Source organism: Rhodococcus sp. 1R11 (assembly GCF_004563845.1).
In the GTDB taxonomy this organism is placed as follows: Bacteria; Actinomycetota; Actinomycetes; order Mycobacteriales; family Mycobacteriaceae; genus Rhodococcoides.
This window is the reverse complement of the sequence record NZ_SPNG01000005.1, coordinates 204,074-224,786: the sequence shown is the minus strand read 5'-3', so window position 1 is coordinate 224,786 and position 20,713 is coordinate 204,074. Positions and strand designations below refer to the sequence as shown.

The 20,713-nt window shown below is 62.4% G+C and carries 20 protein-coding genes; 11 read left to right on the top strand and 9 right to left on the bottom strand.

The features are described 5' to 3' along the window. Nucleotides 1–68 precede the first annotated feature (68 nt). The 3 genes from E4P29_RS11100 to E4P29_RS11090 form a co-directional block, all read right to left on the bottom strand. On the bottom strand, nt 69–1,439 hold the full coding sequence (locus tag E4P29_RS11100; protein ID WP_135044597.1) for an LLM class flavin-dependent oxidoreductase: 1,371 nt from the start codon (nt 1,437–1,439) through the stop codon (nt 69–71). Nucleotides 1,440–1,498: 59 nt separating this feature from the next. After that, nucleotides 1,499–2,005, bottom strand: coding sequence for a flavin reductase family protein (locus tag E4P29_RS11095; RefSeq protein ID WP_135044596.1), 507 nt, complete (start codon nt 2,003–2,005; stop codon nt 1,499–1,501). Nucleotides 2,006–2,136: 131 nt separating this feature from the next. After that, entirely contained in the window at nt 2,137–2,715 is a 579-nt protein-coding gene (locus E4P29_RS11090) for a 3,4-dihydroxy-2-butanone-4-phosphate synthase (RefSeq protein ID WP_167735445.1), read from the bottom strand. 194 nt (nt 2,716–2,909) lie between these two features. Here E4P29_RS11090 and E4P29_RS11085 point away from each other — a divergent pair, with 194 nt between their 5' ends. The 4 genes from E4P29_RS11085 to E4P29_RS11070 all read left to right on the top strand — a co-directional run bounded on the left by E4P29_RS11085 (nt 2,910) and on the right by E4P29_RS11070 (nt 8,879). After that, entirely contained in the window at nt 2,910–3,470 is a 561-nt protein-coding gene (locus E4P29_RS11085) for a TetR/AcrR family transcriptional regulator (protein WP_135044592.1), read from the top strand. Nucleotides 3,471–3,922: 452 nt separating this feature from the next. After that, nucleotides 3,923–5,941, top strand: a complete 2,019-nt coding sequence (locus tag E4P29_RS11080; RefSeq protein ID WP_167735444.1) for a CocE/NonD family hydrolase — start codon at nt 3,923–3,925, stop codon at nt 5,939–5,941. A 108-nt stretch (nt 5,942–6,049) separates the two neighbouring features. Continuing rightward, nucleotides 6,050–7,549 (top strand): oligopeptide:H+ symporter, encoded by a 1,500-nt coding sequence (locus E4P29_RS11075; RefSeq protein ID WP_135044588.1) that lies wholly within the window; start codon nt 6,050–6,052, stop codon nt 7,547–7,549. Between the two features lie 109 nt (nt 7,550–7,658). Further along, nucleotides 7,659–8,879: an amidohydrolase family protein gene (locus tag E4P29_RS11070; protein ID WP_135044586.1), complete on the top strand. Its 1,221-nt coding sequence runs from the start codon at nt 7,659–7,661 to the stop codon at nt 8,877–8,879. A 91-nt stretch (nt 8,880–8,970) separates the two neighbouring features. Here the strand turns inward: E4P29_RS11070 and hppD are convergent, their stop codons facing one another. Beyond that, on the bottom strand, nt 8,971–10,176 hold the full coding sequence (gene hppD, locus E4P29_RS11065; protein ID WP_135044584.1) for a 4-hydroxyphenylpyruvate dioxygenase: 1,206 nt from the start codon (nt 10,174–10,176) through the stop codon (nt 8,971–8,973). Between the two features lie 162 nt (nt 10,177–10,338). Between hppD and E4P29_RS11060 the strand changes: the two genes are divergently transcribed. Further along, nucleotides 10,339–10,851: an Lrp/AsnC family transcriptional regulator gene (locus E4P29_RS11060; protein ID WP_280634539.1), complete on the top strand. Its 513-nt coding sequence runs from the start codon at nt 10,339–10,341 to the stop codon at nt 10,849–10,851. Between the two features lie 83 nt (nt 10,852–10,934). After that, nucleotides 10,935–11,564 (top strand): hypothetical protein, encoded by a 630-nt coding sequence (locus E4P29_RS11055; RefSeq protein WP_135044583.1) that lies wholly within the window; start codon nt 10,935–10,937, stop codon nt 11,562–11,564. Here the strand turns inward: E4P29_RS11055 and fahA are convergent. The 3 genes from fahA to E4P29_RS11040 are packed head-to-tail and all read right to left on the bottom strand — an operon-like array spanning nt 11,551 to nt 14,730. Next, a complete protein-coding gene (gene fahA, locus E4P29_RS11050; RefSeq protein WP_135044582.1) occupies nt 11,551–12,735 on the bottom strand; it encodes a fumarylacetoacetase in 1,185 nt (394 codons plus the stop codon). The two genes, E4P29_RS11055 and fahA, sit on opposite strands and share 14 nt — an antisense overlap. 16 nt (nt 12,736–12,751) lie before the next feature. Continuing rightward, entirely contained in the window at nt 12,752–13,591 is an 840-nt protein-coding gene (locus tag E4P29_RS11045; RefSeq protein WP_245154266.1) for a hypothetical protein, read from the bottom strand. After that, nucleotides 13,537–14,730 (bottom strand): homogentisate 1,2-dioxygenase, encoded by a 1,194-nt coding sequence (locus E4P29_RS11040; protein ID WP_135044580.1) that lies wholly within the window; start codon nt 14,728–14,730, stop codon nt 13,537–13,539. The genes E4P29_RS11045 and E4P29_RS11040 overlap by 55 nt, the downstream gene beginning before the upstream one ends. A gap of 145 nt (nt 14,731–14,875) precedes the next feature. Between E4P29_RS11040 and E4P29_RS11035 the strand changes: the two genes are divergently transcribed. After that, a complete protein-coding gene (locus E4P29_RS11035) occupies nt 14,876–15,085 on the top strand; it encodes a hypothetical protein (protein WP_032368666.1) in 210 nt (69 codons plus the stop codon). On the opposite strand, the gene E4P29_RS11030 is transcribed toward E4P29_RS11035, so the two are convergent. Continuing rightward, nucleotides 15,057–15,458: a GAF domain-containing protein gene (locus E4P29_RS11030; RefSeq protein WP_135044578.1), complete on the bottom strand. Its 402-nt coding sequence runs from the start codon at nt 15,456–15,458 to the stop codon at nt 15,057–15,059. The genes E4P29_RS11035 and E4P29_RS11030 overlap by 29 nt on opposite strands. A gap of 83 nt (nt 15,459–15,541) precedes the next feature. Between E4P29_RS11030 and E4P29_RS11025 the strand changes: the two genes are divergently transcribed. The 4 genes from E4P29_RS11025 (at nt 15,542) to E4P29_RS11010 (ending at nt 19,890) form a co-directional block, all read left to right on the top strand. After that, a complete protein-coding gene (locus E4P29_RS11025) occupies nt 15,542–16,423 on the top strand; it encodes a class III extradiol ring-cleavage dioxygenase (protein WP_135044576.1) in 882 nt (293 codons plus the stop codon). A 202-nt stretch (nt 16,424–16,625) separates the two neighbouring features. After that, complete coding sequence (locus E4P29_RS11020) at nt 16,626–18,047, top strand: lipase family protein (RefSeq protein WP_245154265.1); 1,422 nt, start codon at nt 16,626–16,628, stop codon at nt 18,045–18,047. 51 nt (nt 18,048–18,098) lie between these two features. After that, on the top strand, nt 18,099–18,740 hold the full coding sequence (locus tag E4P29_RS11015) for a TetR/AcrR family transcriptional regulator (protein ID WP_135044574.1): 642 nt from the start codon (nt 18,099–18,101) through the stop codon (nt 18,738–18,740). A 31-nt stretch (nt 18,741–18,771) separates the two neighbouring features. Further along, nucleotides 18,772–19,890, top strand: coding sequence for a CoA transferase (locus E4P29_RS11010; protein ID WP_135044572.1), 1,119 nt, complete (start codon nt 18,772–18,774; stop codon nt 19,888–19,890). Nucleotides 19,891–19,982: 92 nt separating this feature from the next. Here E4P29_RS11010 and E4P29_RS11005 read toward each other — a convergent pair whose 3' ends face one another. Beyond that, on the bottom strand, nt 19,983–20,711 hold the full coding sequence (locus E4P29_RS11005; protein ID WP_245154264.1) for an SIMPL domain-containing protein: 729 nt from the start codon (nt 20,709–20,711) through the stop codon (nt 19,983–19,985). Nucleotides 20,712–20,713 lie beyond the last annotated feature (2 nt).

Genomic DNA, 20,713 nt, shown 5'->3' with positions numbered 1-20,713 from the left:
CCAACGCGTCCATGTCGATCAGGTCGTGTCTTGGAAAAGTGGTTGCAGCGTCGGCTGCCACTCGACCGTCACCCGAGGGCGTCGACCGATCGTCGAGGGAGTGGCTGACCTCGGTCGGGGCGCGCCAGGCCGAGATGCGACCGCAAAGTAGTGCCGGAGTACTCGGTCCTGAAGTGGCCGGTGCGCTGCAGCTCAGGAACTACTGTCTCGGCAAAATCGTGAAGTCCGCTCGGCATGACCGGAGGGCAGATCATGAAGCCGTCGGTGGCGTTCTGCTCTCGCCACTGACGCATGTGGTCGGCGAGCATCTCAGGGGTGCCGATCACGGTGCTGTGTCCGTAGGAGGTGACGACCCGCTGGTAGAGCTCCCGCAATGACAGCTTTTCGCGGCGGGCCATCTCGACGATCAATCGCTGCCGGCTCTGGTAGGAGTTGGTTTCGGGAATGCGATCGGGAAGGCCGCCGTCGAGTGGCATCCCCGAGACGTCGAACCCCAGAAGCTGTGACAGTCGTGCGAGGCCGATTTCGGGCCGGATCAGTGCCTGCAGTTCACGGTAGTTCGCTTGCGCTTCGGCCTCGGTTCCGCCCAGGATCGGGCACAGCCCTGCAACGACTTTCAATGAATCTGCGGCGCGGCCGTTGAGAGCTGCCCGGCGTTTGATGTCACTGTAGAAATTCTGGGCCGATTCCAGATCCTGTTGCGCGGTGAACGTGACTTCGGCGAGTTTTGCGGCCAGCTCGAGACCTGGTTCGGACGCACCCGCCTGAACTGCGACAGGACGGCCCTGCGGTGTGCGCCTGATGTTGAGAGGGCCTGCGACACTGAAGTACTCGCCCTCATGATCGAGGGGATGCATCTTGGACGGGTCGAAATACGTGCCTGCCTCTTTGTCGAGCACGAATGCGTCATCGTCCCAGCTGTCCCACAGGCCGCTGGCCACCGAGAAGAACTCCTCGGCGCGAGCGTAGCGATCTTGGTAGCTGGCGTGCTTGCCACTTCCGAAGTTGCGAGCCTCGGCTTCTACATACGACGTGACCAAATTCCACCCCACTCGACCACCGCTCAAGTTGTCGATGGACGCCAGTTTGCGCGCCAGGTGGTAAGGCTCGTTGTATGTGGTGGTCTGGGTGACCACGATGCCTATCTGCTTGGTGACCACAGCGAGGGCGGACGCGAGCGTGAGAGGTTCGTACCGATAGATGACCGGGTCGAGAGACAGCATGTCCGCTGTTGCTGCCGGGGCGCAGAGCTCGTCGGCCAAGAAGACGAAATCTAACAGCGCCTTCTCTGCGGTATGTGCACTGTCGGCGAAGAAGTCGAATTCTGCGCCTGCATTGGACACTGCGTCGGGGTGCCGCCAGCCGGCGACATGGACACTGGTCGGTGACAGGACCGCGCCCAGAATCATAGTGCGGTCCTGTGAGTCACTGTTGGTCATCGTATTCTCCTGTCATCGGACTTCGGAATGTGGCATTTCTTCGTTAGGCGATTTCGACGTCATGTCGAGATATGCGAGTACTCCCCTTTGAAGAAGATCAGTGGTTTGTCGGCCGGACCGATATCGAATTCGAGAACTCGTGCCACTACGATCCAGTGATCACCCGCATCGTGGATGGCTCCGACTTCGCACTCGATCCATGCCAGTGCACCTCCCACCAGCGGTGCGTTGGAACGTTTACCGTCTCGAGGGGCTGCCTGCCGCAACTTGTCGGGCGATTTCGATGCTATCGCTGCGCACACTGCCTGCTGATCCTCGCTGAGGATGCTCACCGCGAAGTGCCTGGAGCAGTGGATCTTCGGCCACGATGTCGAGGTTTTGGATGGTGAGAACGCCACCAGTGGTGGGTCGATGGAGATGGAGGTGAAAGATCCGATCACCATGCCGACCGGTCCATCCGCGACGGTGTTGGCGGTGACTGCGACGACCCCCGTCGGAAATGTTCCCAGAACGCGCCGAAAGGTGCGGTTGTCGGTGGGGTCCAAGCGTGCGGTCGGAGTTGTCATGTGCGCCTTTCAAGCAATTGCATCGGTCGCCGGCTCGTGGTGCGTAGGCGCGAATTCCGGCCTTCGAAAGTCTGCGGATTGTCGGAAGAATGTGCGCTGCGAAAAATTCGACGGACTGGTACTGCCACTGCTCACAACAGAACGAGGTCGTGGGTGCGCGCAAAAGCCGAGAGAGACGAACCTCGCAAGGTTTCGCCGGAGTCCGCAACCAGATGGCAGGCCCCTGCCGCGAGACAGCGGCTGTCCGCGCGAGCCACCAAATCGAGTGCTTTGGCGAAGTCCGAGTCTTGGTCCGTGCCCTCGCATCGCACGGGCAGGACGTGTCCCGGGCGGGTGACGGAAGCCGGCGTCGATGTCGGATCCGCCAGGGTTCGAAGGGTGAGCGCCCGATCGTGAGCCGAGATTCCGGTCGTCACTCCGGTGGCCGCGTCGACGGCAACGGTGAACTTCAGCGTGCTCTGTTCCGAGGCGAAAACGGGTTGGTCCGGGATTCGCAAATTGTCGAGTCTGTTGTGGCGCAGCAGGGCGAGGATCAACCCGGTCGAATGACGGATCGCGAAGTGAAGCAACGAGATAGTCGAGCGGCTGCCGGCGAAGAAGAGGACTCCGTCTCCGTGCTGGTCGACGAAGATTGCGGGACGGCCCTCCGACAACGGACCGATCACGTCGGACGTCGTTGATCGGCAGTGCGTTTGTGCGGGTGATGTCATGGCTGCCCCTCGGGCTCGCATCGGTCGACCCCTGGTCGGGTGGAGGATCGGGTTTTTAATAACGCTTGTTACTAAAACTCGGTGCCGACAGCGTGACGTAATGCTCATCACTCTGTCAAGCAGCTGGGCGTACTGGCCGTGACGAGCCTGTGGCAGATTGGGACCGCACAGTTGTCGAGGGTCTGGAGCAAGCAATGGGTCGACCGCCGGATCCTGATCGCCGCCGAGTCGTACTCGATCGAGCTATGGCGTACCTGGCCGAACACGGTCTGGCGAACCTGACTCTGAGGCGTCTGGCGTCGGAGATGAACGTCAGCACCAATACCCTGTCTTACCAATTCGGATCGAAAGAAGCACTGGTCGCGGCCGCCCTCGATCGAGCAAGAGACGTGACGTTGACCTTTCTCGATTCGGCCCGTCACGCCGATCCAGACCTGAAACGATGCATGGGCAAGGTGTGGGCCTGGTGGTTGAGCGACCGCCGTCATCTGGTCTCCACACGACTGAACATGGAAGCGATGATGTCGGCGGAAACCGACGTCGAACCCGAACGCAGGCCGGACCTGCTCGGGTTCTGGATCGAATACTTCGCGGACTGGATTGCCGACGAAACCGGCATCGCTCGAATCGATGCCGTGTCCAAGTCGACTTTGCTGAATGCGGTCTTGAGCGGCGCCGTGGTCGATCTGCTGAGTACGGGCGACGAGGCTCGCATCGAACGGGCATTGAAAGACTTTTTGGACGGTTTTTACTAGGTCGGACCGTTCGTGTTTCTTGCACGTAACCGGAGCATCACCCCTGTGTGACTGTTGACACATTCCATCGCGAAGGTTAATCTCTGCTGAGTTCTTGTAACGGAAGATACGAAAACCTCGAACTCGTGCTTATCATCCAATTTCAGTTGTGTCAGTGCATCATTCACGACTGGATACCGGACTCGACGGCTCGAGGGCGACCTGTCGACGGGAGTTTTCGGCGTGCGGGTCGGTACGCCACCGGTGCGTCGAGAAGCACCGCTTCGTTCGGCATTTCGTGAGCTGCTCGCCCGCAGAAGTGCAGCAGTTGGACTGCTCGGCCCCAGCCGACGTTCTCCGATGACCTTTACATGCTCACCAGATGTGTGAAACCGATCCGACGGACCGGTGCCGATGTCGGCACTCGGAATCGTGGCATCGACGGCGTCGTTAGTAGGCCCAGAAAGGACAGCATGACCGCCCAGCCTCACATCACTGTCGAGGACTTGTGGATCGAACTTCCCACGGGGGCGCGGCTCGCAGCCCGCCGGTGGTACCGCCCGGATCTGACAGCACCGGCCCCGACGATCTTCGAGCACCTCCCCTATCGACTGACCGACCTCCGGGCGAACCGGGACAATTCTTGGTACCAGCCGCTCGCCGCCGCCGGCTATGTGGGACTTCGCGTCGACATCAGAGGCACCGGAAACTCGGAGGGTCTTTTCACCGACGAATACTCCGAGGAAGAACTCGATGACGCAGAGGCCCTCGTCGCGTGGATACGAAACCAGCCCTGGTCGGACGGGTCGGTAGGAATGATCGGCATCTCGTACAGCGGCTTCAATGCACTGCAACTCGGCACCAGAAACCCGCACGGACTCAAGGCGGTCATCTCGGCCGGGTTCGCCGACGACCGGTTCGAACAGGACGTCCACCGGATCGGCGGCGCAGTCCACGATCAAGGCCTCGCATGGGCTCAAATGTGCACGGGCGTCGTCACATTGCCACCCGACCCCCGATTCGTCGGCGAAGACGCATGGCTTCAGCGCTGGGAGCAGAGACTCGACGCCTTCGAGCCGCCAATCCTGAAGTGGCTCGGCCATCAGAGAAAAGACGAATACTGGACCCACGGATCGGCTCGCTACGGCTACGACAGCATGACCTGCGCGGTCTACGCGGTCAGCGGATGGAACGACCGCTACCGCGACGGTGTGCTGAGCCTGATGGAGCACTACGACGGTCCCAAGAAGGGTTTGATCGGCCCCTGGGAACATGCCTGGCCGCAGGAAGCCGGCATCGGACCGCGGTTGGAGTTCGTATCCGAGGCCATTCGGTGGTTCGACCACTGGCTTCGCGGCGACGACAACGGAATCATGGACGAGCCCTCCTTTCACGTCTGGGTGGAGGAGTCTGCGGCACCGTCGACGTCCTTCCGCCACCAGGACGGCAAATGGGTGGGGTTGAAGAGCTGGCCCGCTGATGCTGTTGGAGCACTGGATTTCTCGGGCTCGTCGACCGGATTGCACTCCGGCTCCGTCCTTCTGGATACTGATTGCGCAATCAGTAGTGACAGCCTCATCGGTCTGGATGGCGGCGTCTCGGCTCCGTTCAAGTCTGCAGCAACAGACCTTCCAAGGGATCAGCGTGCCGACGACGGACGATCTACCGCGTTCGACTCTCCTGTTCTGACGGAGGCCATCGACATCCTCGGCCAGATCACCGTCGGGCTGACCGTAGCGTCGAACACTTCGGTTGCGACACTGAGTGCTCGCCTGTGCGATGTCTTTCCAGACGGCACCTCGCGTCTGATCAGCGTCGGAATGCTCAATCTGACGATGCGAGACGGGCAGGAACAACCCACCCTACTGCCGCGTGACCGAGACATGAAGGTAGACATCGTCTTTCAAGGCATCGGATACACGGTGCCCGCCGGCCACCGACTGCGGCTGTCGCTGTCCGCAAATTACTGGCCGTGGATGTGGCCCTCTCCCGAGACGTCGCACTTGACGTTGGTGAAGGGAAGTCGTCTGTCGCTGTCGGTGCCTCGACTGCTCATTGGAAGCACCCCTCCGGTGTCGGATTTCTACACCTCGACCCCCGCCCACGAGACAGTCAGCGGAAGTTGGGCAGCAAATGCGGACCCCGACGAGAACTCGACGACAATTCTGCACGATCTCGGCTCCGGCCGGCTGGTGCGGCGAAGCACGTCCAAGATTGCGACGCAACCGTTCATGTCCGACGGTGCCGAACTGACGTTCAGAATGACACAGGAAGACCACATCACCGATGGCGATCCGCTGTCAGTCGCGTCGATCACGACGGTCGAGGAAACTCTGCAACGCCGACTCTGGTCGACGTCGGTCAGTACTCGAACTCAAATTGCCTGTGACAGTGAGAATTTCATCGTCGATATGACATTGATTGCGAAGCGCGATCAGACGGTAGTCCGCGACATGGCCTGGCACGAAGTCATACCGCGGGACCATGGCTGATGTGCAGCGCCCGCTTGAACGATCTTCTCGGTAGTACGCGCCGAAACGCGCGGTTGTGAACACCCACTGATCTTCACGGACTCTCGAATCCTCTAGGAGTTGCACGAAATGTCCATGCCGGCCACAGACCAACAGTCACCACGGCCCACCGGAAGGTGGAGTCAGCGTGCCTCGGTTCACCCACGAGCGCTGTACACAATCGGCGTCTTCGAGGTGTTGGAACGATTCTCGTATTTCGGGATGCTGACCATCTTGGTGTACTACATCTACTTCACTGCGGACAATGGCGGCCTGGGAATGCCGCAGAACGCCGCAACGGCAATTGTCGGCGGTTACGGCGGCATCATCTATCTCTCGACGATCGCAGGTGGCTGGATCGCCGACCGAGTCCTCGGAAACGAGAGAACTCTGGTGGTCGGCGCGATAGTCGTTCTGGCGGGCCACATCAGCCTGGCGTTGCTGCCGGGAATCGCAGGCCTTGTAGTGGGTCTGGCGTTCGTCGCGGTCGGCAGTGGTGCGATCAAGACGTCGACCGGCACCATCATCGGCACCCTCTACGAGGCCAAGGACCCACGCCGTGAAATCGGGTTCACCATCTACTACGTCAGCATCAGCCTCGGCTCGTTGTTCGGTGCCACCACCACGGCGTTCCTGCAAAAGAACTGGGGATTCCACGCCGGATTCGGAGCCGCCGCAGTGGGAATGGCCGTTGGACTCGGCATCTACCTGACCACACGACGGGCACAAACCCTCACCCCCGACGCAATTCTTGCCAGCAATCCGGCGTCGACAGGCACCATCGTGCGGGCTGTCCTCATCGTCACTGCCCTCGTAGCTGCGGCCGTTGCACTCATCGGATCAGGAGCGGTGGACGTCTCGCAATCAGCAGGCGTGGTAGCAGTGCTGGCATCGGCCGTCGGAGTCGGTTACCTGATCTCGATATTGAAGTCGAAGAAGGTGACCACAGCGGACAAGAAGCGGGTCATCGGATACCTTCCGATTTTCGGCGCGTCGACCCTGGTCGTCATGTTCTTTCTACAGCTTTACACCTCGATCTCCGTGCACGCCGACGTCCACACGAACCGTCAGGTCTTCGGGTGGGAGCTCCCGCCCTCGACGGCAATTGCGATCGGCCCCATCTTCACGCTGGCACTGTTCCCCGTGGTGTCATTACTGTGGAAACGGCTGGGATCTCGTCAGCCTTCGGTGGTCGGAAAGTATGCGATCGCGCTGCTCATCATGTGCGTCGGATACAGCTTGCTCGGTGCGTTCTCCATAAACCCGACAGACACCACACCGATACTTGTCGTCCTGGTCGTAGTGCTCTGCTTCTACGCCGCCGATCTTGTCGCGGCACCGTCAGGTGTCTCTACCGTGACTGCGCTCGCGCCGCCCGCCTACAAGTCACAACTGTTGTCCGTCCATTACCTCAGCTTCTCGATAGCAGCCGCCCTCTCCGGTGTTGTCGCGCAGTACTACCCGGCTGATACCGGAGATTCAGTGAGCGGTTTCTTCTGGGCGAACGCGGCCCTCGGACTGGGAGCAGCACTCCTGTTGGTCATTTTGCGACGTCCGATCTGCCGAGCGATGGCCTTGGAAAGCAAATAGACACTTCAGACCTGCGCGCAACGCGTCGAGGATTCAACTCGCGAGAAATTGCAACTCTTCCCATGTCACCACTTCAGAAATCTCGACAAGCTAAATAAGGAGCATCCTAATGACAACAATATTCAGAGCCGGGCACCTTGCCGACGTTCGCCACGGTGAGGTCTTGCCTGATCAAGCGATAGTCACCGAAGGGGACCGCATCATCGATGTGAAGCCATGGGACGAAGTCCAGACATCAAAAACCGATTTCGTCGATCTGAGCGAATATCTTGTCTGCCCGGGCTTGATCGATCTACACACCCATCTCATCGGCAGCCTCGACCATGGCAGCTACATGCCCTACTTGACGAAGTCCGCGGGATGGGCACTGTTCGAGGGGGTCCGCAATGCGAAAACAACACTCGAAGCCGGTTTCACGAGTGTGCGAGACATGGGCACTTTCCGTGCATTCCTTGATTGCGATCTGCGCGACGCAATCAACGGGGGAGTCGTACCCGGACCACGAATTCACGCAGCCGGAGGCTACGTCACGTCGTCTTCCGGCGGCGGAGAAATTACCGATCTTGCCCTCGACATTCCGCTGCCACGGGATTTCCGGATCGGAGTGGCAGACTCCGTCGACGAGGTCCGAAAAGCTGTCCGTACTTTGATCCACGGGGGAGCCGATTTCATCAAGGTCATTGCTACGGGGGCCGGTTTCGCCGCCGGTACCACACCTGGTGCCCCCGAATTCAGTGAGGCGGAGATTCATGCGGCAGTCGAAGAGGCGCGGCACTACGGTAAGTCTGTGGCGGCACACGCCCACGGTACAGAGGGAGCACTTCGTGCTGTGCGGGCCGGTGTGCGAACACTCGATCACGGATCTTACATATCGGGTAGCGAGATTTTCGATGCCATGAAACAAGCCGGCACGATCTATGTGCCCACCACGTACCTCATTCACTGGGTCGATGATCAAGGAGCCTCGTCCGGTTTCCCAGAGGAAGTACGGCGGAAGGTGCACGACGCAGTCGACCTCTCCATGGACGCTCTCCGTGAGGCCGTCGAACGAGGGCTGCCGATTGCGTACGGCACGGATGCCATAATTTTCCCCCATGGAGAAAACGCGGCACAAATGAAGGATTTCTCAGATGTAGGGATGACCGGAATGGAAATACTCCAGTCCGCTACCGTAAATGCTGCCGACGCGCTCGGATCCGGTGATGTCGGCATCGTCGAGCCCGGTCGATTTGCCGACATGGTCGCGATTCGGAATGTAGATACAGTGGACGATTTCCGCATTTTCAACAATGTCGATGTGGTCATCAAGGGTGGCGAAGTGGTCAGGTAGGAGCTGACCTTCGACGAGGACCGAGGCGGTCTGCGGCGTTCGACGCCGCCCACCGAACGCTGACAGTGGGCGGCGTCGAACAGATCACGAGTCAGAAGTTGCCGCGAGCGTCCTGCTCACGCTCGATGGCCTCGAACAGTGCCTTGAAGTTGCCGATGCCGAACCCGAGCGAGCCGTGGCGTTCGATCATCTCGAAGAACACCGTCGGGCGATCGACCAGCGGTTTGGTGAAGATCTGCAGGAGGTAGCCGTCCTCGTCTCGGTCGACGAGAATGCCGCGCTTCTGCAGCTCTTCGATCGGCACTCGGACGTTACCGATACGGGCTCGCAGGGCTGGATCCTCGTAGTACGAATCGGGAGTGGCGAGAAATTCGACGCCAGCGGCGCGGAGTGCGTCGACCGAGGACAGAATGTCGTTGGTGGCGAGCGCCAGATGCTGTGCGCCCGGTCCGCGGTAGAAATCGAGGTACTCGTCGATCTGTGAGCGCTTCTTGGCGATGGCCGGCTCGTTCAGCGGGAACTTCACCCGATGATTGCCGTTGGAGACGACCTTGCTCATCAAGGCCGAATAGTCGGTGGCGATATCGGCCCCGACGAATTCGGCCATGTTCGTGAAGCCCATGACGCGGTGATAGAAGTCGACCCACTCGTCCATCTTGCCCAGCTCTACATTGCCGACCACGTGATCGAGAGCCTGGAAGATGCGCTTGGGAGCGCCTTCCGGTCGCTGCAACGTGGACGTGCGCGGCACATAACCGGGCAGGTAGGCACCGGTATAGCGGGAGCGGTCGACCAAGGTGTGCCGGGTGTCGCCGTAGGTCGCGATGGTCGCAGTGCGCACCGTCCCGTGCTCGTCGGACATGTCGGTCGGCTCTTGCAGTACTCGCGCGCCCTGGGCTCGCGCATGTTCGATGCACCGGTCCACGTCCGGCACCGCGAGTGAGATGTCGACGACGCCGTCGCCGTGGCGCGTGTGGTGTGCCACCAGTTCGCTGTCGGGGTCGACGGCTCCCTTGATGACGAAACGCACTGCGCCGGACTTGAGCACGTAGGCGTGGTGGTCACGTTGGCCGCTGGTCGGGCCCGAGTACGCAACGAGCTCCATGCCGAACGCGGACTGGAAGAAATGCGCGGTCTGGGTCGCATTCCCGACCACCCATACGATCGCGTCCCAGCCACTGACCGGGAAGGGGTCGCGCTTGTCGTCGTACTCGACGAGTCCGACGAGCTGCCGGAGCTGATCGGCGTCGAGGTCGGCCAGTCTTTCGTCGTCGTTGAGAATGTTGTCGAGGCTCATGAAGTCTCCCGTTGGATACGCGTGGGGCGAACTGGTGCGCTCAGCCCAACAGTGCGGTGCGGGGGTGTCAATCGACCACTACTTGGCTAGCTTGGCTGTACAGATAAGACAGGAAATTGCTGGTATTGCTATACGATTCGTATAGAAAATAGGAGGCGCAGAGTGGAATCCAGCTTGGACGAATTGGACCGCGCAATGCTGGCGGCGCTGCACGACAATTCGAGGATCGGCGTGCTGGAGCTGTCGCGAACGCTCGGTGTGGCACGCGCGACGGTGTCGGCCCGGTTGCAGCGCCTCGAAGACATCGGAGTCATTACCGGCTATCAGCCTCGAATCGGTTTGGCTGCAGCAGGTTACGGTGTTCAAGCATTCGTCACGTTGGAAATTGCTCAAGGCGCTCTCGGCGATGTGGTCACGGTTCTGGAGCAGATACCCGGGGTGTTGGAGGCTTTCGCGACAACCGGAGCCGGAGATGTGCTGTGCCGGGTCGCCGCTGCCTCGCACGACGACCTGCAGCGAACTCTCATAGCGCTCAACCAGTCTCGGACCATCGCGCGGTCTACCAGTGTGGTCGTACTCTCGGAGTTGGTCGAGTTCAGAGCGATGCCGTTGCTGAACACCGCCGAGCCCGAGCGAGCGCCGAAGGCGCCTGCCTACCGGCGATCGCGCGACTGAACACGGCGGTAACGAAGGGGAAGGGCCCGACGACATGGTGTGCACGGGCAGCTTCGACAAGCCCCTACAGCTTGGAGGACTCAATGCTCCTACGTATCCGACGCTTGGCTCCGCTGTGCGGTGTAGTTGCCCTCACGGCTGCTGTGGCGGGCTGCTCCACGGACTCGCCCACAGCTGCCCCCGCGACCTCCACCAACACGGTCGCTGTCACCTCATCGGCTCCAGCCAGCGCATCGCCAGCCGAGCCCGGTACCGGTGCAGCCGACCCGACCGCGGATCAGCAGACGACGGAACCCGACGTCGGCACGTTGCCGATCTCCGCCTTCGGAGAGGAGGCGGGATACTCGTTCGGCACGCCGAGCGGTCAAATCCAATGTCGTGCAAGCAGCTCGACGCTGGCCTGCCAAACGCGTGGTCGCCCGCATACGGTGACCACCGATAGCCTGTGCAAGATTCTTCTCGGCCAAGAACAGGGCAGGGTGGATCTGTTCGGGTATCTGGAAGGCGGAACACTTCCCTGTGCGACCGTCTCGCAGGGGGAGGCTTACCAGTCGCCGCACACGCTGCAGTATGGGCAGCGGGTGATTTTCCAGCTTGACCAGGGCATTGCCGTTACCTGTGCATCGGCGATGGATGGGATTACCTGTACCGACACCGACCCCTCCAACGGCGCCGGGTTCTTTCTGTCAGTCGATTTGTTCACTCAACTGTGAGCTCGCCGGCCGGCGCGATGCGACCCCGGACTTCGCCGAAGCCGATACGACACCCGTTCGGCCCCGGGGCACTTGCGGCGATGACAACTTCGTCGCCGTCTTCGAGGAACGTTCTGGACTCCGAGCCGACGGTTACGGGTTCTGCTCCGCCCCACGTCAATTCGATGAAAGCACCGCGCTGATTCTTCTCGGGTCCCGAGATGGTGCCCGACGCGAACAGATCACCGGTTCGGCTTGTTGCACCATTGCTGGTCTCGTGAGCCAGCATCTGGGCTGGCGACCAGTACATCGCGCTGTAGGGCGGGCGGGAGACGATATGGCCGTTCCATGCGACGGTCAGGTCGACATCCAGAGCCCAGGAACGAGATTCACGGAGGTACGCGAGGGGTTCGGGGTTCTGAACCGGCGTCGATACTCTCGCGTGCTCGAGTGCGAGCAGGGTTACAACCCAGGGTGAGATGGATGTCGCGAAACTCTTGCCGAGGTTCGGTCCGAGTGGCACGTACTCCCAGGCCTGGATGTCGCGAGCCGACCAGTCGTTGACGATGACGGCACCGAACACATGCTCGGAGAACTGATCCGGCGAGATGGGGCCATCCGCCGGAACGCCGATGACGAATCCCATCTCGGCTTCGATGTCCAGTCGCCGAGACGGGCCGAAGGTGGGCGAGTGCTCGTCGGGTGCCTTACGTTGACCACGAGGCCGGGTGATGTCGGTGCCGGACACGACCACCGTTCCGGCCCGTCCGTGATACGCGACGGGCAGGTGCTTCCAATTCGGTAGTAGCGGTTCGGCATCGGGCCGGAAGAGTCGGCCGATATTGGACGCGTGATGCTCGGAGGCGTAGAAGTCGACGTAGTCGGCCACCTCGAACGGCAGATGCATCGTGACATCGGAAACGGGCATGATTGCTTCCGCGGGGGTCGTGCCACTGACGAGCATGTTTGTGACGGACGAGCGCACCTCTACCCACCGATTGCGTCCGCGGGCCATGAACGCATTGAGGCTCGGTAAGGAAAAGTCTGGATCGCCGAGAGCTACGGCTAGATCGATTACGTTGTCGCCATAGCGGACTCCGACACGAGCGTCCATACCCGGAGTGCTGAAGACGCCGTAGGGCAGGTTGTCGACTCCGAATTCCGAGTTGGCCGGAATGTCGATGTGCGTCATGAACGCCGCTCCTTCGTCACTGGGGCGGGACGAGGCCCAGGCCGACGAGATCGTCGAGGGGTTCGCGGATGCTGCACGTGCCGAACGAGGCGAAGACGCGTTGACCCTCGATCCCGGCGACGAGACCGGCGAGGACGTCGGCGTCCCGGATCGCCAGGATCTTCTGGAGCTCACCGACGCGAGCGCCGCTGTGCGCGGCCTGCGCGGCGAGGATCACGTTGAGGAAACCGTGGTGCTCGAAACCGGTGTGCGGATCGGTGTTACGGGCCGCCTGATGCGTGTCCGCGGTGGCCTTGAAATGGACCTCGCGCTGTGCCGCCTCGTAGATGGACGCGGCAAGCTCCCGCTCGTCCGGGTACTCGTCGGCCGTGACGCCGCCGGTCCTGAACTTGGCGCGATACCCGAACTCGTCGACTGCGTCGAAGATGTCGTCACGTCGGGAGTCTCGGGGAATTTCGACATAGATGTCGATGTCCTGAGTGATGTTGCGCAAGGCCTCGATGCTGTTGCCCTCGGGTACGGCCACTTCGACGGCAACGACCGTCACGCCGGCGGTACGGTCGGCCGCACGCAGGCCTGCCTCCACGCTGCCCGGGCCCGCAGGTGCAGTCAACGCCACCTCCATCCGTGCACCCAGGACGAGTTCGTGCACCCGATCCATCGGAACGACCAACGGGCCGACGAGGTCTGCGAAAGAACTCGCCCGGTACTCGAGATGTTGTGCTGCAGCAACATCGAGTGGTGTATTGCCGGGAGGGAAGGCAGCGGCGTCGTCGCACAAACGATGGAAGAACTTCGGGATCATCGGTTCGGCCCCCGGCCTGCCCACGTCCACGCATACCCGGCGTCCTCGCACGCGAGCGCTCCTTCGCCGAGTTCGAGCGGGCGGAAGGTATCGACCATGACGGCCAGTTCGTCGAAGAACTCGGCACCGATACTGCGTTCGTATGCACCGGGTTGCGGACCGTGAGCATGACCGCCCGGATGTACCGAGATCGATCCCTGGCCGATTCCGGAACCCTTGCGGGCCTCGTAGTCGCCGCCGACGTAGAACATGATCTCGTCCGAGTCGACGTTGGAGTGGTAGTACGGCACCGGAATTGCCAGCGGGTGGTAGTCGACCTTGCGCGGAACGAAATTACAGATCACGAAATTGGACCCTTCGAATGCCTGGTGTGCCGGCGGCGGTTGATGCACACGGCCGGTGATCGGTTCGTAGTCGGAGATGTTGAACGTGTACGGGTACAGGCAGCCATCCCACCCCACTACGTCGAACGGGTGTTGCGGGTAGACGTAGCGGGTTCCGACGATGCCCGTCGAACCACGGTGTTTGACAAGTACTTCGATGTCTTCGCCGTCGGCGACCAGAGGCTCGGCGGGGCCGTGCAGATCGCGTTCGCAGTAGGGAGCGTTCTCGAGCAACTGGCCGTACTTCGACAGGAACCGCTTCGGTGGCGCGATGTGGCTGTTGGCCTCGACGGCGTACCCGCGAAGTGGACCGTCGGGAATCCAACGGTGCGTCGTGGCGCGCGGAATGAGTACGTAGTCACCCTGCTGTGCCTGCAGTGCTCCGAACACCGTTTCGACGGTGGCAGAGCCGGATTCGACGTAGATCATCTCGTCGCCGATCGAATTGCGATACAGCGGTGAGGGTTTCGACGCGACGACGTAGGACAGTCTGACATCGGCGTTACCGAGGACGAGGCGTCGTCCGGTGACCACGTCGGTGTCGGCCACCACGGATTCCGGGAACAGCTCGTGCAATTTCAGATGTCGGGGCTTCAGCGGGTGATTGGGCGTCGTCGATTGATCGGGGAGGTCCCAGACCGTGGCATCGACGATGGCCGACGGTATGTGGCGGTGGTACAGCAGAGACGAGTCCGAGGAGAAGCCCTCTTCGCCCATCAGCTCCTCGTAGTAGAGGTTGCCGTCGGGAGTTCGGTGCTGGGTGTGCCGCTTCGGCGGAACCGATCCGAGCTGCCGGTAGTAAGCCACGCATCCTCCCGTTCAATGCTGTTCGACTCGTCGATGTACGGGCGAGCATCAGGGGCAACTCTAGTCGCGAGTGATCCGGTCGATACCTGGATCGAAGTCCACACCGCGCGGCTCGGCCCATCCGGGTGTGGGCCATGATGGACCCATGAGCTCGAAGAACCTGTTCGGTGGCCCTCGCACCCTGCTGATCGTGGCAGCAGTGGTCATCGTGATCGCACTCGTCGCTGCCGCCGCGACACTGATCGTGCGCGCCGTGCTCGGACCGCCCGAGGGCGAGAACAAGTTCGAGATCCAGGGCTACTCCGTCGTGCAGGTCGATCCGCAGGTCAGCGACCTCGCGCTCGCCACACGCTAGCCGACTCCGCGGCGACCCGAGGGTCGTGTGTCTGCTGAAAGTTTCGCCCTCCGCGGGCGAATGTGCGTAGCGTCGCGGCGGGTACCTCGAGTTCTGGAACGGGCTCGCCGATCCACGCGCAGTCCCGCACGAAGGTCATGTTCGACGCCACCGCGTCGGCGCTGTGATCTTCCCGCAGTGGGCCGGAGATTCGGCCGAGGAAATACTCGCCGTGCTCGGTTCGCGTCCAGACGAAAGATCCGTCCGCGACCTGCTCGAAACGCTCGACCCGTCGTAGCGAGCGTTCGTCGTTTGCCGACATTCCGCAGAGTCCGTAGGTGAGGGCACGCTCGACGCCGTTCGGCATCGGGGCGCGATAGACGGCGTCCGGCATACAGCCGAGAGTATCGATGCTGGCTGGAATGCTAAATGGGTGCTAAGTTGAAGATTCAACTTAGGTACGTCGAAGGACCAGCCATGACTTCTGTGATGAACCCGCCCGTCGCGGGTGCCGCATTCGATGCGTTTCTCGCCGACGCAGCACCCGCGAGCCGGTCGCAGCAGATGTGGACCCCACACGACGGGCCGATGCCCGCGCTGTACATCAGCCATGGCGCGCCCCCGGTCTTCGACGACGCACTCTGGATGGACCAGCTGTTCACCTGGTCGCAGTCGATGCCCAAGCCGAAGGCGATCCTCATCGTCAGCGCGCACTGGGAAGAGGCTCCGCTGAGCCTGTCTGCCTCGGCGGCCGCGACCCCGCTGGTCTATGACTTCGGTGGTTTCGCTCAGCGGTACTTTTCGATGGAATACCGCACACCCGACGCCGAGGTCTTGGCCGCTCGCGTTGCCGCGGCCATTCCGGCGTCGGAGAACCTGCATCGGCACACCGCGCGCGGACTCGATCACGGTGCCTGGGTGCCGCTGAAGGTCATGTATCCCTACGCCGATGTCCCGGTTCTGCAATTGAGCCTGCCGACGCACGCCCCCGATCGGCTGATGGCGATAGGCGCTGCGCTGAAGGAACTTCGGGCCGAAGGTGTGTTGGTCATCGGTTCCGGCTTCATGACCCACGGACTGCCGTTCCTGTCCCGGGAGAATTTCGCAACCAACACTGTGCCGACGTGGTCCGAGGACTTCGACCTCTGGGCGGCCGACGCGTTGGCGCGTGGTGACGTCGGGACTCTTGCGGACTTCCGTAGTGCCGCACCGGGAATGCCGTACGCGCACCCCACCGTCGAACATTTCACGCCGTTGTTCGTCACCCTCGGTGCCGCCGAGAACCCGGAAGCTCCGGTGACCACGGCCATCACCGGCTTCCAGTTCGGCTTGGCGAAGAGGTCTTTCGCGGTCGCGTGACGAACGGGAACTACCCCGTGCACTTGGGCTCGATTCAGTTCTGAATCTTTTTCGGTTCGGGGATTGTTATCCACGCCACTTCGCTCTACAGTTCTGAGCACCATCTCGGACATCGGTGTCCAAGATTGTCGGATGCGCTGTACGAAATGTCGCCGGGCGCGCCTCCTGTGGACCCCGTTGTCCGGCGCGAAGGAGTACAGCCGTGTCTTCTGCCCGATCTTGGACGCTGCGGGTAGCGATCGGTGTGGCGACCGTAGCCGCCGCCGTTGCCGCTTCGGTCAGCCCCGCTGCCGCTGCACCCGACCCCAGTGGTCCGGCCGGTGTGGAGGTTCAGCCGCCTCTGCCGCCGCTCACGTGGCCGAAGATTCCCGAGTTCGACACCGACTTCTACCTTCCTCCCGCCGACGTGGTGGCAGCGGCCGCGCCGGGCCAGATCATCGCCGCACGGCCCGTCGAGCTGGCTACTCTCAACGTCATTCCCACGCAGGTCGACGCGTGGCAGTTGTCGTTCCGGTCCAACAACGGGCGCGACGAGCCGATCGCCGCCGTGACCACGGTCATCAAGCCGCGGGGTGTGCCTGCGGCACCGCGTCCGTTGATCTCCATCCAGTTGGCCGAGGATTCTCTCGCGGCGTACTGCGCTCCGTCGTACGCGATGCGAGCGGGTGCCATCCCCTGGCCGGTGACCGGCGCGGTGACATCGGGCGCTCAATTCCTCGAAGTGCAGGCAGCGTTGGCGCAAGGATGGGCGGTGTCGGTACCCGATCATCAAGGCCCGAACAACTCGTTCGCAGCCGGGCCGGTAGCAGGCCGGATCACACTCGACGGCATCCGTGCTGCCGAGAACTTCGCACCGATGCAGTTGGCAGGGGCGGCCACCAAGGTGGGGATGAGCGGCTACTCCGGTGGCGCGATCGCCACCGGACACGCAGCAGAACTGGCCGGGAATTACGCCCCCGAGCTCGACATCGTCGGAGTCACCGAGGGCGGCACCCCGGCCGAGCTCGGGGCATTGGTCGACAACGCGAACAACACCCTGGGATCGGGCATCGTCGCCGCCGGCATCATCGGTGCCAGTCGCGAGGATCCCGAATTGGCGGCCTTCATCGACGAACACGTCGACCCGTTCGGTAGGGCGTTGTTCGCGGCCAAGGACAATCTCTGTGTCGGCTACTCGTCGGCGCTGCTGCCGTTCGTCAACCTCAAAGGCTTGCTGCACACCGATGGCGACCCGATCCAGCAACCGGTGGTGAAGAAAGCCCTGTCTGCGATGCAGCTCGGCCGCACCACTCCGAACATGCCGCTCTACGTCTACCATTCCAATCCGGACTGGCTGGTGCCGATCGGACCTGTCAACGCGATGGTCGAGTCGTACTGCAGTCGCCCGGGAGCCGACGTCACCTACACCCGCGATCATTTCAGTGAGCACATCAGCTTGGAACTGATCGCTTTTCCGAGTGCGGTGTTGTGGATGCGCGACCGATTTGCCGGTGTTCCGGTGGAACCGGGCTGCCGGACGAACGATGTCGGCTCGATGGTGCTCGACACACGTGCACACCCGACGTTCGTCGCGGCCGTCGGCGAGATAATCGCCGGATTGTTCGGGAAGCCGATCGGGTCGTGATGGAACCCATCAGCGGGGCTGCGAGCGGTGCGTCGCCTGTAGACTCCCTCGGTGACTGTCGCCGATGATCAGGGCCGCATCTACGCCGGACGATCCTCCGCTGTTCGGAGAGCCGATCGTCGAGCTCGGTTCTTGCACGCGGGTATCGAGGTCATCGGGGGACGCGGATACGCCGCCACCTCGGTGGCGGATATCTGCGCCGCGGCAGGCCTCGCGCGCAGTCAGTTCTACAGTGAGTTCGCCAACCGTGAGGCGCTGCTCGTGGACGTCTACGACCTGATCCAAGACGACGCGTTGGCCGCCGTCGTCGCCGCACTCGACGAGCAGGTCGACCGCGATCGCCGCTCTCTGGTCGTCGCAGCGATGACGGCCCTGGTCGGATCGATCGGAGGTGACCCACGCCGGGCGCGCATCTCCTATCTCGAGATGCTGGGTGTCAGCGATGACGTCGAACAGCATCGCACGCGCCGTCGTGCGCAGTGGGTGGAATTCTTCGAGAACACCCTGCGCTCGGAGGTCGGTTCCGATTTCGTTCCCCCGGGTGGATACCGCTTGGCCGCAACGGCATTCCTCGGTGCGCTCACCGAGATCGTCTCCGACTGGTCCCGCACTGCTCCGCCTCGCCCACCCATCGAGCAGATCGTGGACACGATGGTTGCCGTCCTGGCAGCGTTCGTTCCGGACCTGAACTGAACTGCAGCCGGCCGCGCAATACAGTGGACCGATGACACCTGCCACCGGTCCACTCGCAGGCCTCGTGGTCGCGGACTTCTCTCGCGTACTCGCCGGGCCGTACGCGACGATGATGCTCGGTGACATGGGCGCCGACGTGATCAAGATCGAGCGGCCCGGCAGCGGCGACGACACCCGATTTTGGGGTCCGCCGTACGATTCTGCCGGTACCGCAACATATTTCAACTCCGTCAATCGAAACAAGACGTCGCGGTGCATCGACCTGCAGTCCGAGAGCGGCGTGGCCGAGGCCCGTGAGATCGTCGCGGGCGCAGACATCGTGATCGAGAACTTCCGCGCCGGAACGATGGACCGGCTCGGTCTCGGCTACTCGGCTGTGGCGCAGGACAATCCCGGCCTGATCTACTGCTCGATCACCGGATTCGGAACCGGCGGCGGCGCTGCTCTCCCTGGATACGATCTGGTGGTTCAAGCCGTCGGCGGGCTGATGAGCGTCACCGGACCCGACGCCTCGACACCGACGAAGGTGGGTGTGGCGATGGTCGATATCGTCACCGGTCTGCATGCGCTGAGCGGAATCCTTGCCGCGCTGCATCATCGATCGAACACCGGTGAGGGGCAGCAGGTGCACACCTCGCTGATGGCGTCGGTACTGTCCGCGCTCAGCAATCAGTCGGCGGCATATCTCGGGGCGGGCACGGTGCCGGTTCCCATGGGCAACAAACATCCTTCGTTGGTGCCGTACGAGGTGTTCGAGACCGCCGACCGACCGCTCGCGCTGGCCGTGGGCAACGATCGGCAGTTCCAGGCGTTGGTCGACGTGCTGGGTACTCCGGATGTGGCTGCGGATCAACGCTTCTCGTCGAATTCTGCTCGCGTCGAACATCGAGATCAGCTGGTCGATATCCTGAATTCGGCGTTGCAGACGCGTACCGCGGACGAGTGGTATCGAGAGCTGATGGCGCGGCACGTTCCCGCCGGGCCGGTCAACTCGATCGAGGAGGCATTCGCGTTCGCGGAATCACTCGGGCTCGAACCACGCGTCGCGGTTCCCGGGGCAGCGGCCGAGGGCGTCCGCAATCCCCTGGATTTCTCGGCGACCCCGGTGAACTACCGGCTGCCGCCCCCGCCGCCGCCCGCGCTCGCGTAGTCGACCTGCAACTCGTGCTCCACTCCGGGGCCCGGATCGGGGAATCCCCGGTCTGCGACCCCGGAATGGAGCATCCGTTGCACTTCGCTCCGCTAGTTCAACGCCCACTTCACCGACACGGACACGCTGACGGTCTGCTGTCCCGGTTCGATGGGCACTGCCATGTCGAACGAAGGGGAGTCGCGAAAGCTCGTCGGCTGCTCCTGACCGGTGATCGACTCGGTGATCGACAGAACGTCACCGAGTTCACCGCCTGCGAGCGACGCGTACTGCTCGGCGCGATCGCGGGCGTCGGCGAATGCTCTGGACCGGGCATCGGTGATCAGTTCGGAATCGTCGTCGATCTTGAACGAGACCCCGGAGATTCGGGTCGCGTTGCCACCGGCGGAGGTGGCGTCGCCCAGGACTGCAGACGCCTTCGACAGGTCGCGCACCGTGACCTGCAAGGTGTTGGTGGCCTGGTATCCGGAGATGGCCGAGGTGCCGCCCGGCAGTGCGCCGGAGTACTGCGGATCGATCGACACCTGCTGGGTCTGAATGTCCTCGCGCGCGACGCCGGCGGCAATCACTGCGTCGGTCACCTCGGTTACCGCAGCGTTGGCCTGTTCGATGGCGGTGGTGACGTCCTCGGCGGTGGCCTGAACGCCGATCTGGGTCGTCAACGTGTCCGGTGCGCCCTGGACTTCGCCCACTCCGTTGACGTTCACTCCGGGAGGTCCGTCCGGGGACGTGCTCGCCGGACTGCTGCAGCCCGCGGTCAGGGCCACGGCCAACACCAGGGCCGATGCGCACGATCCGATCGTCCATCGATTTCGGTTCACCG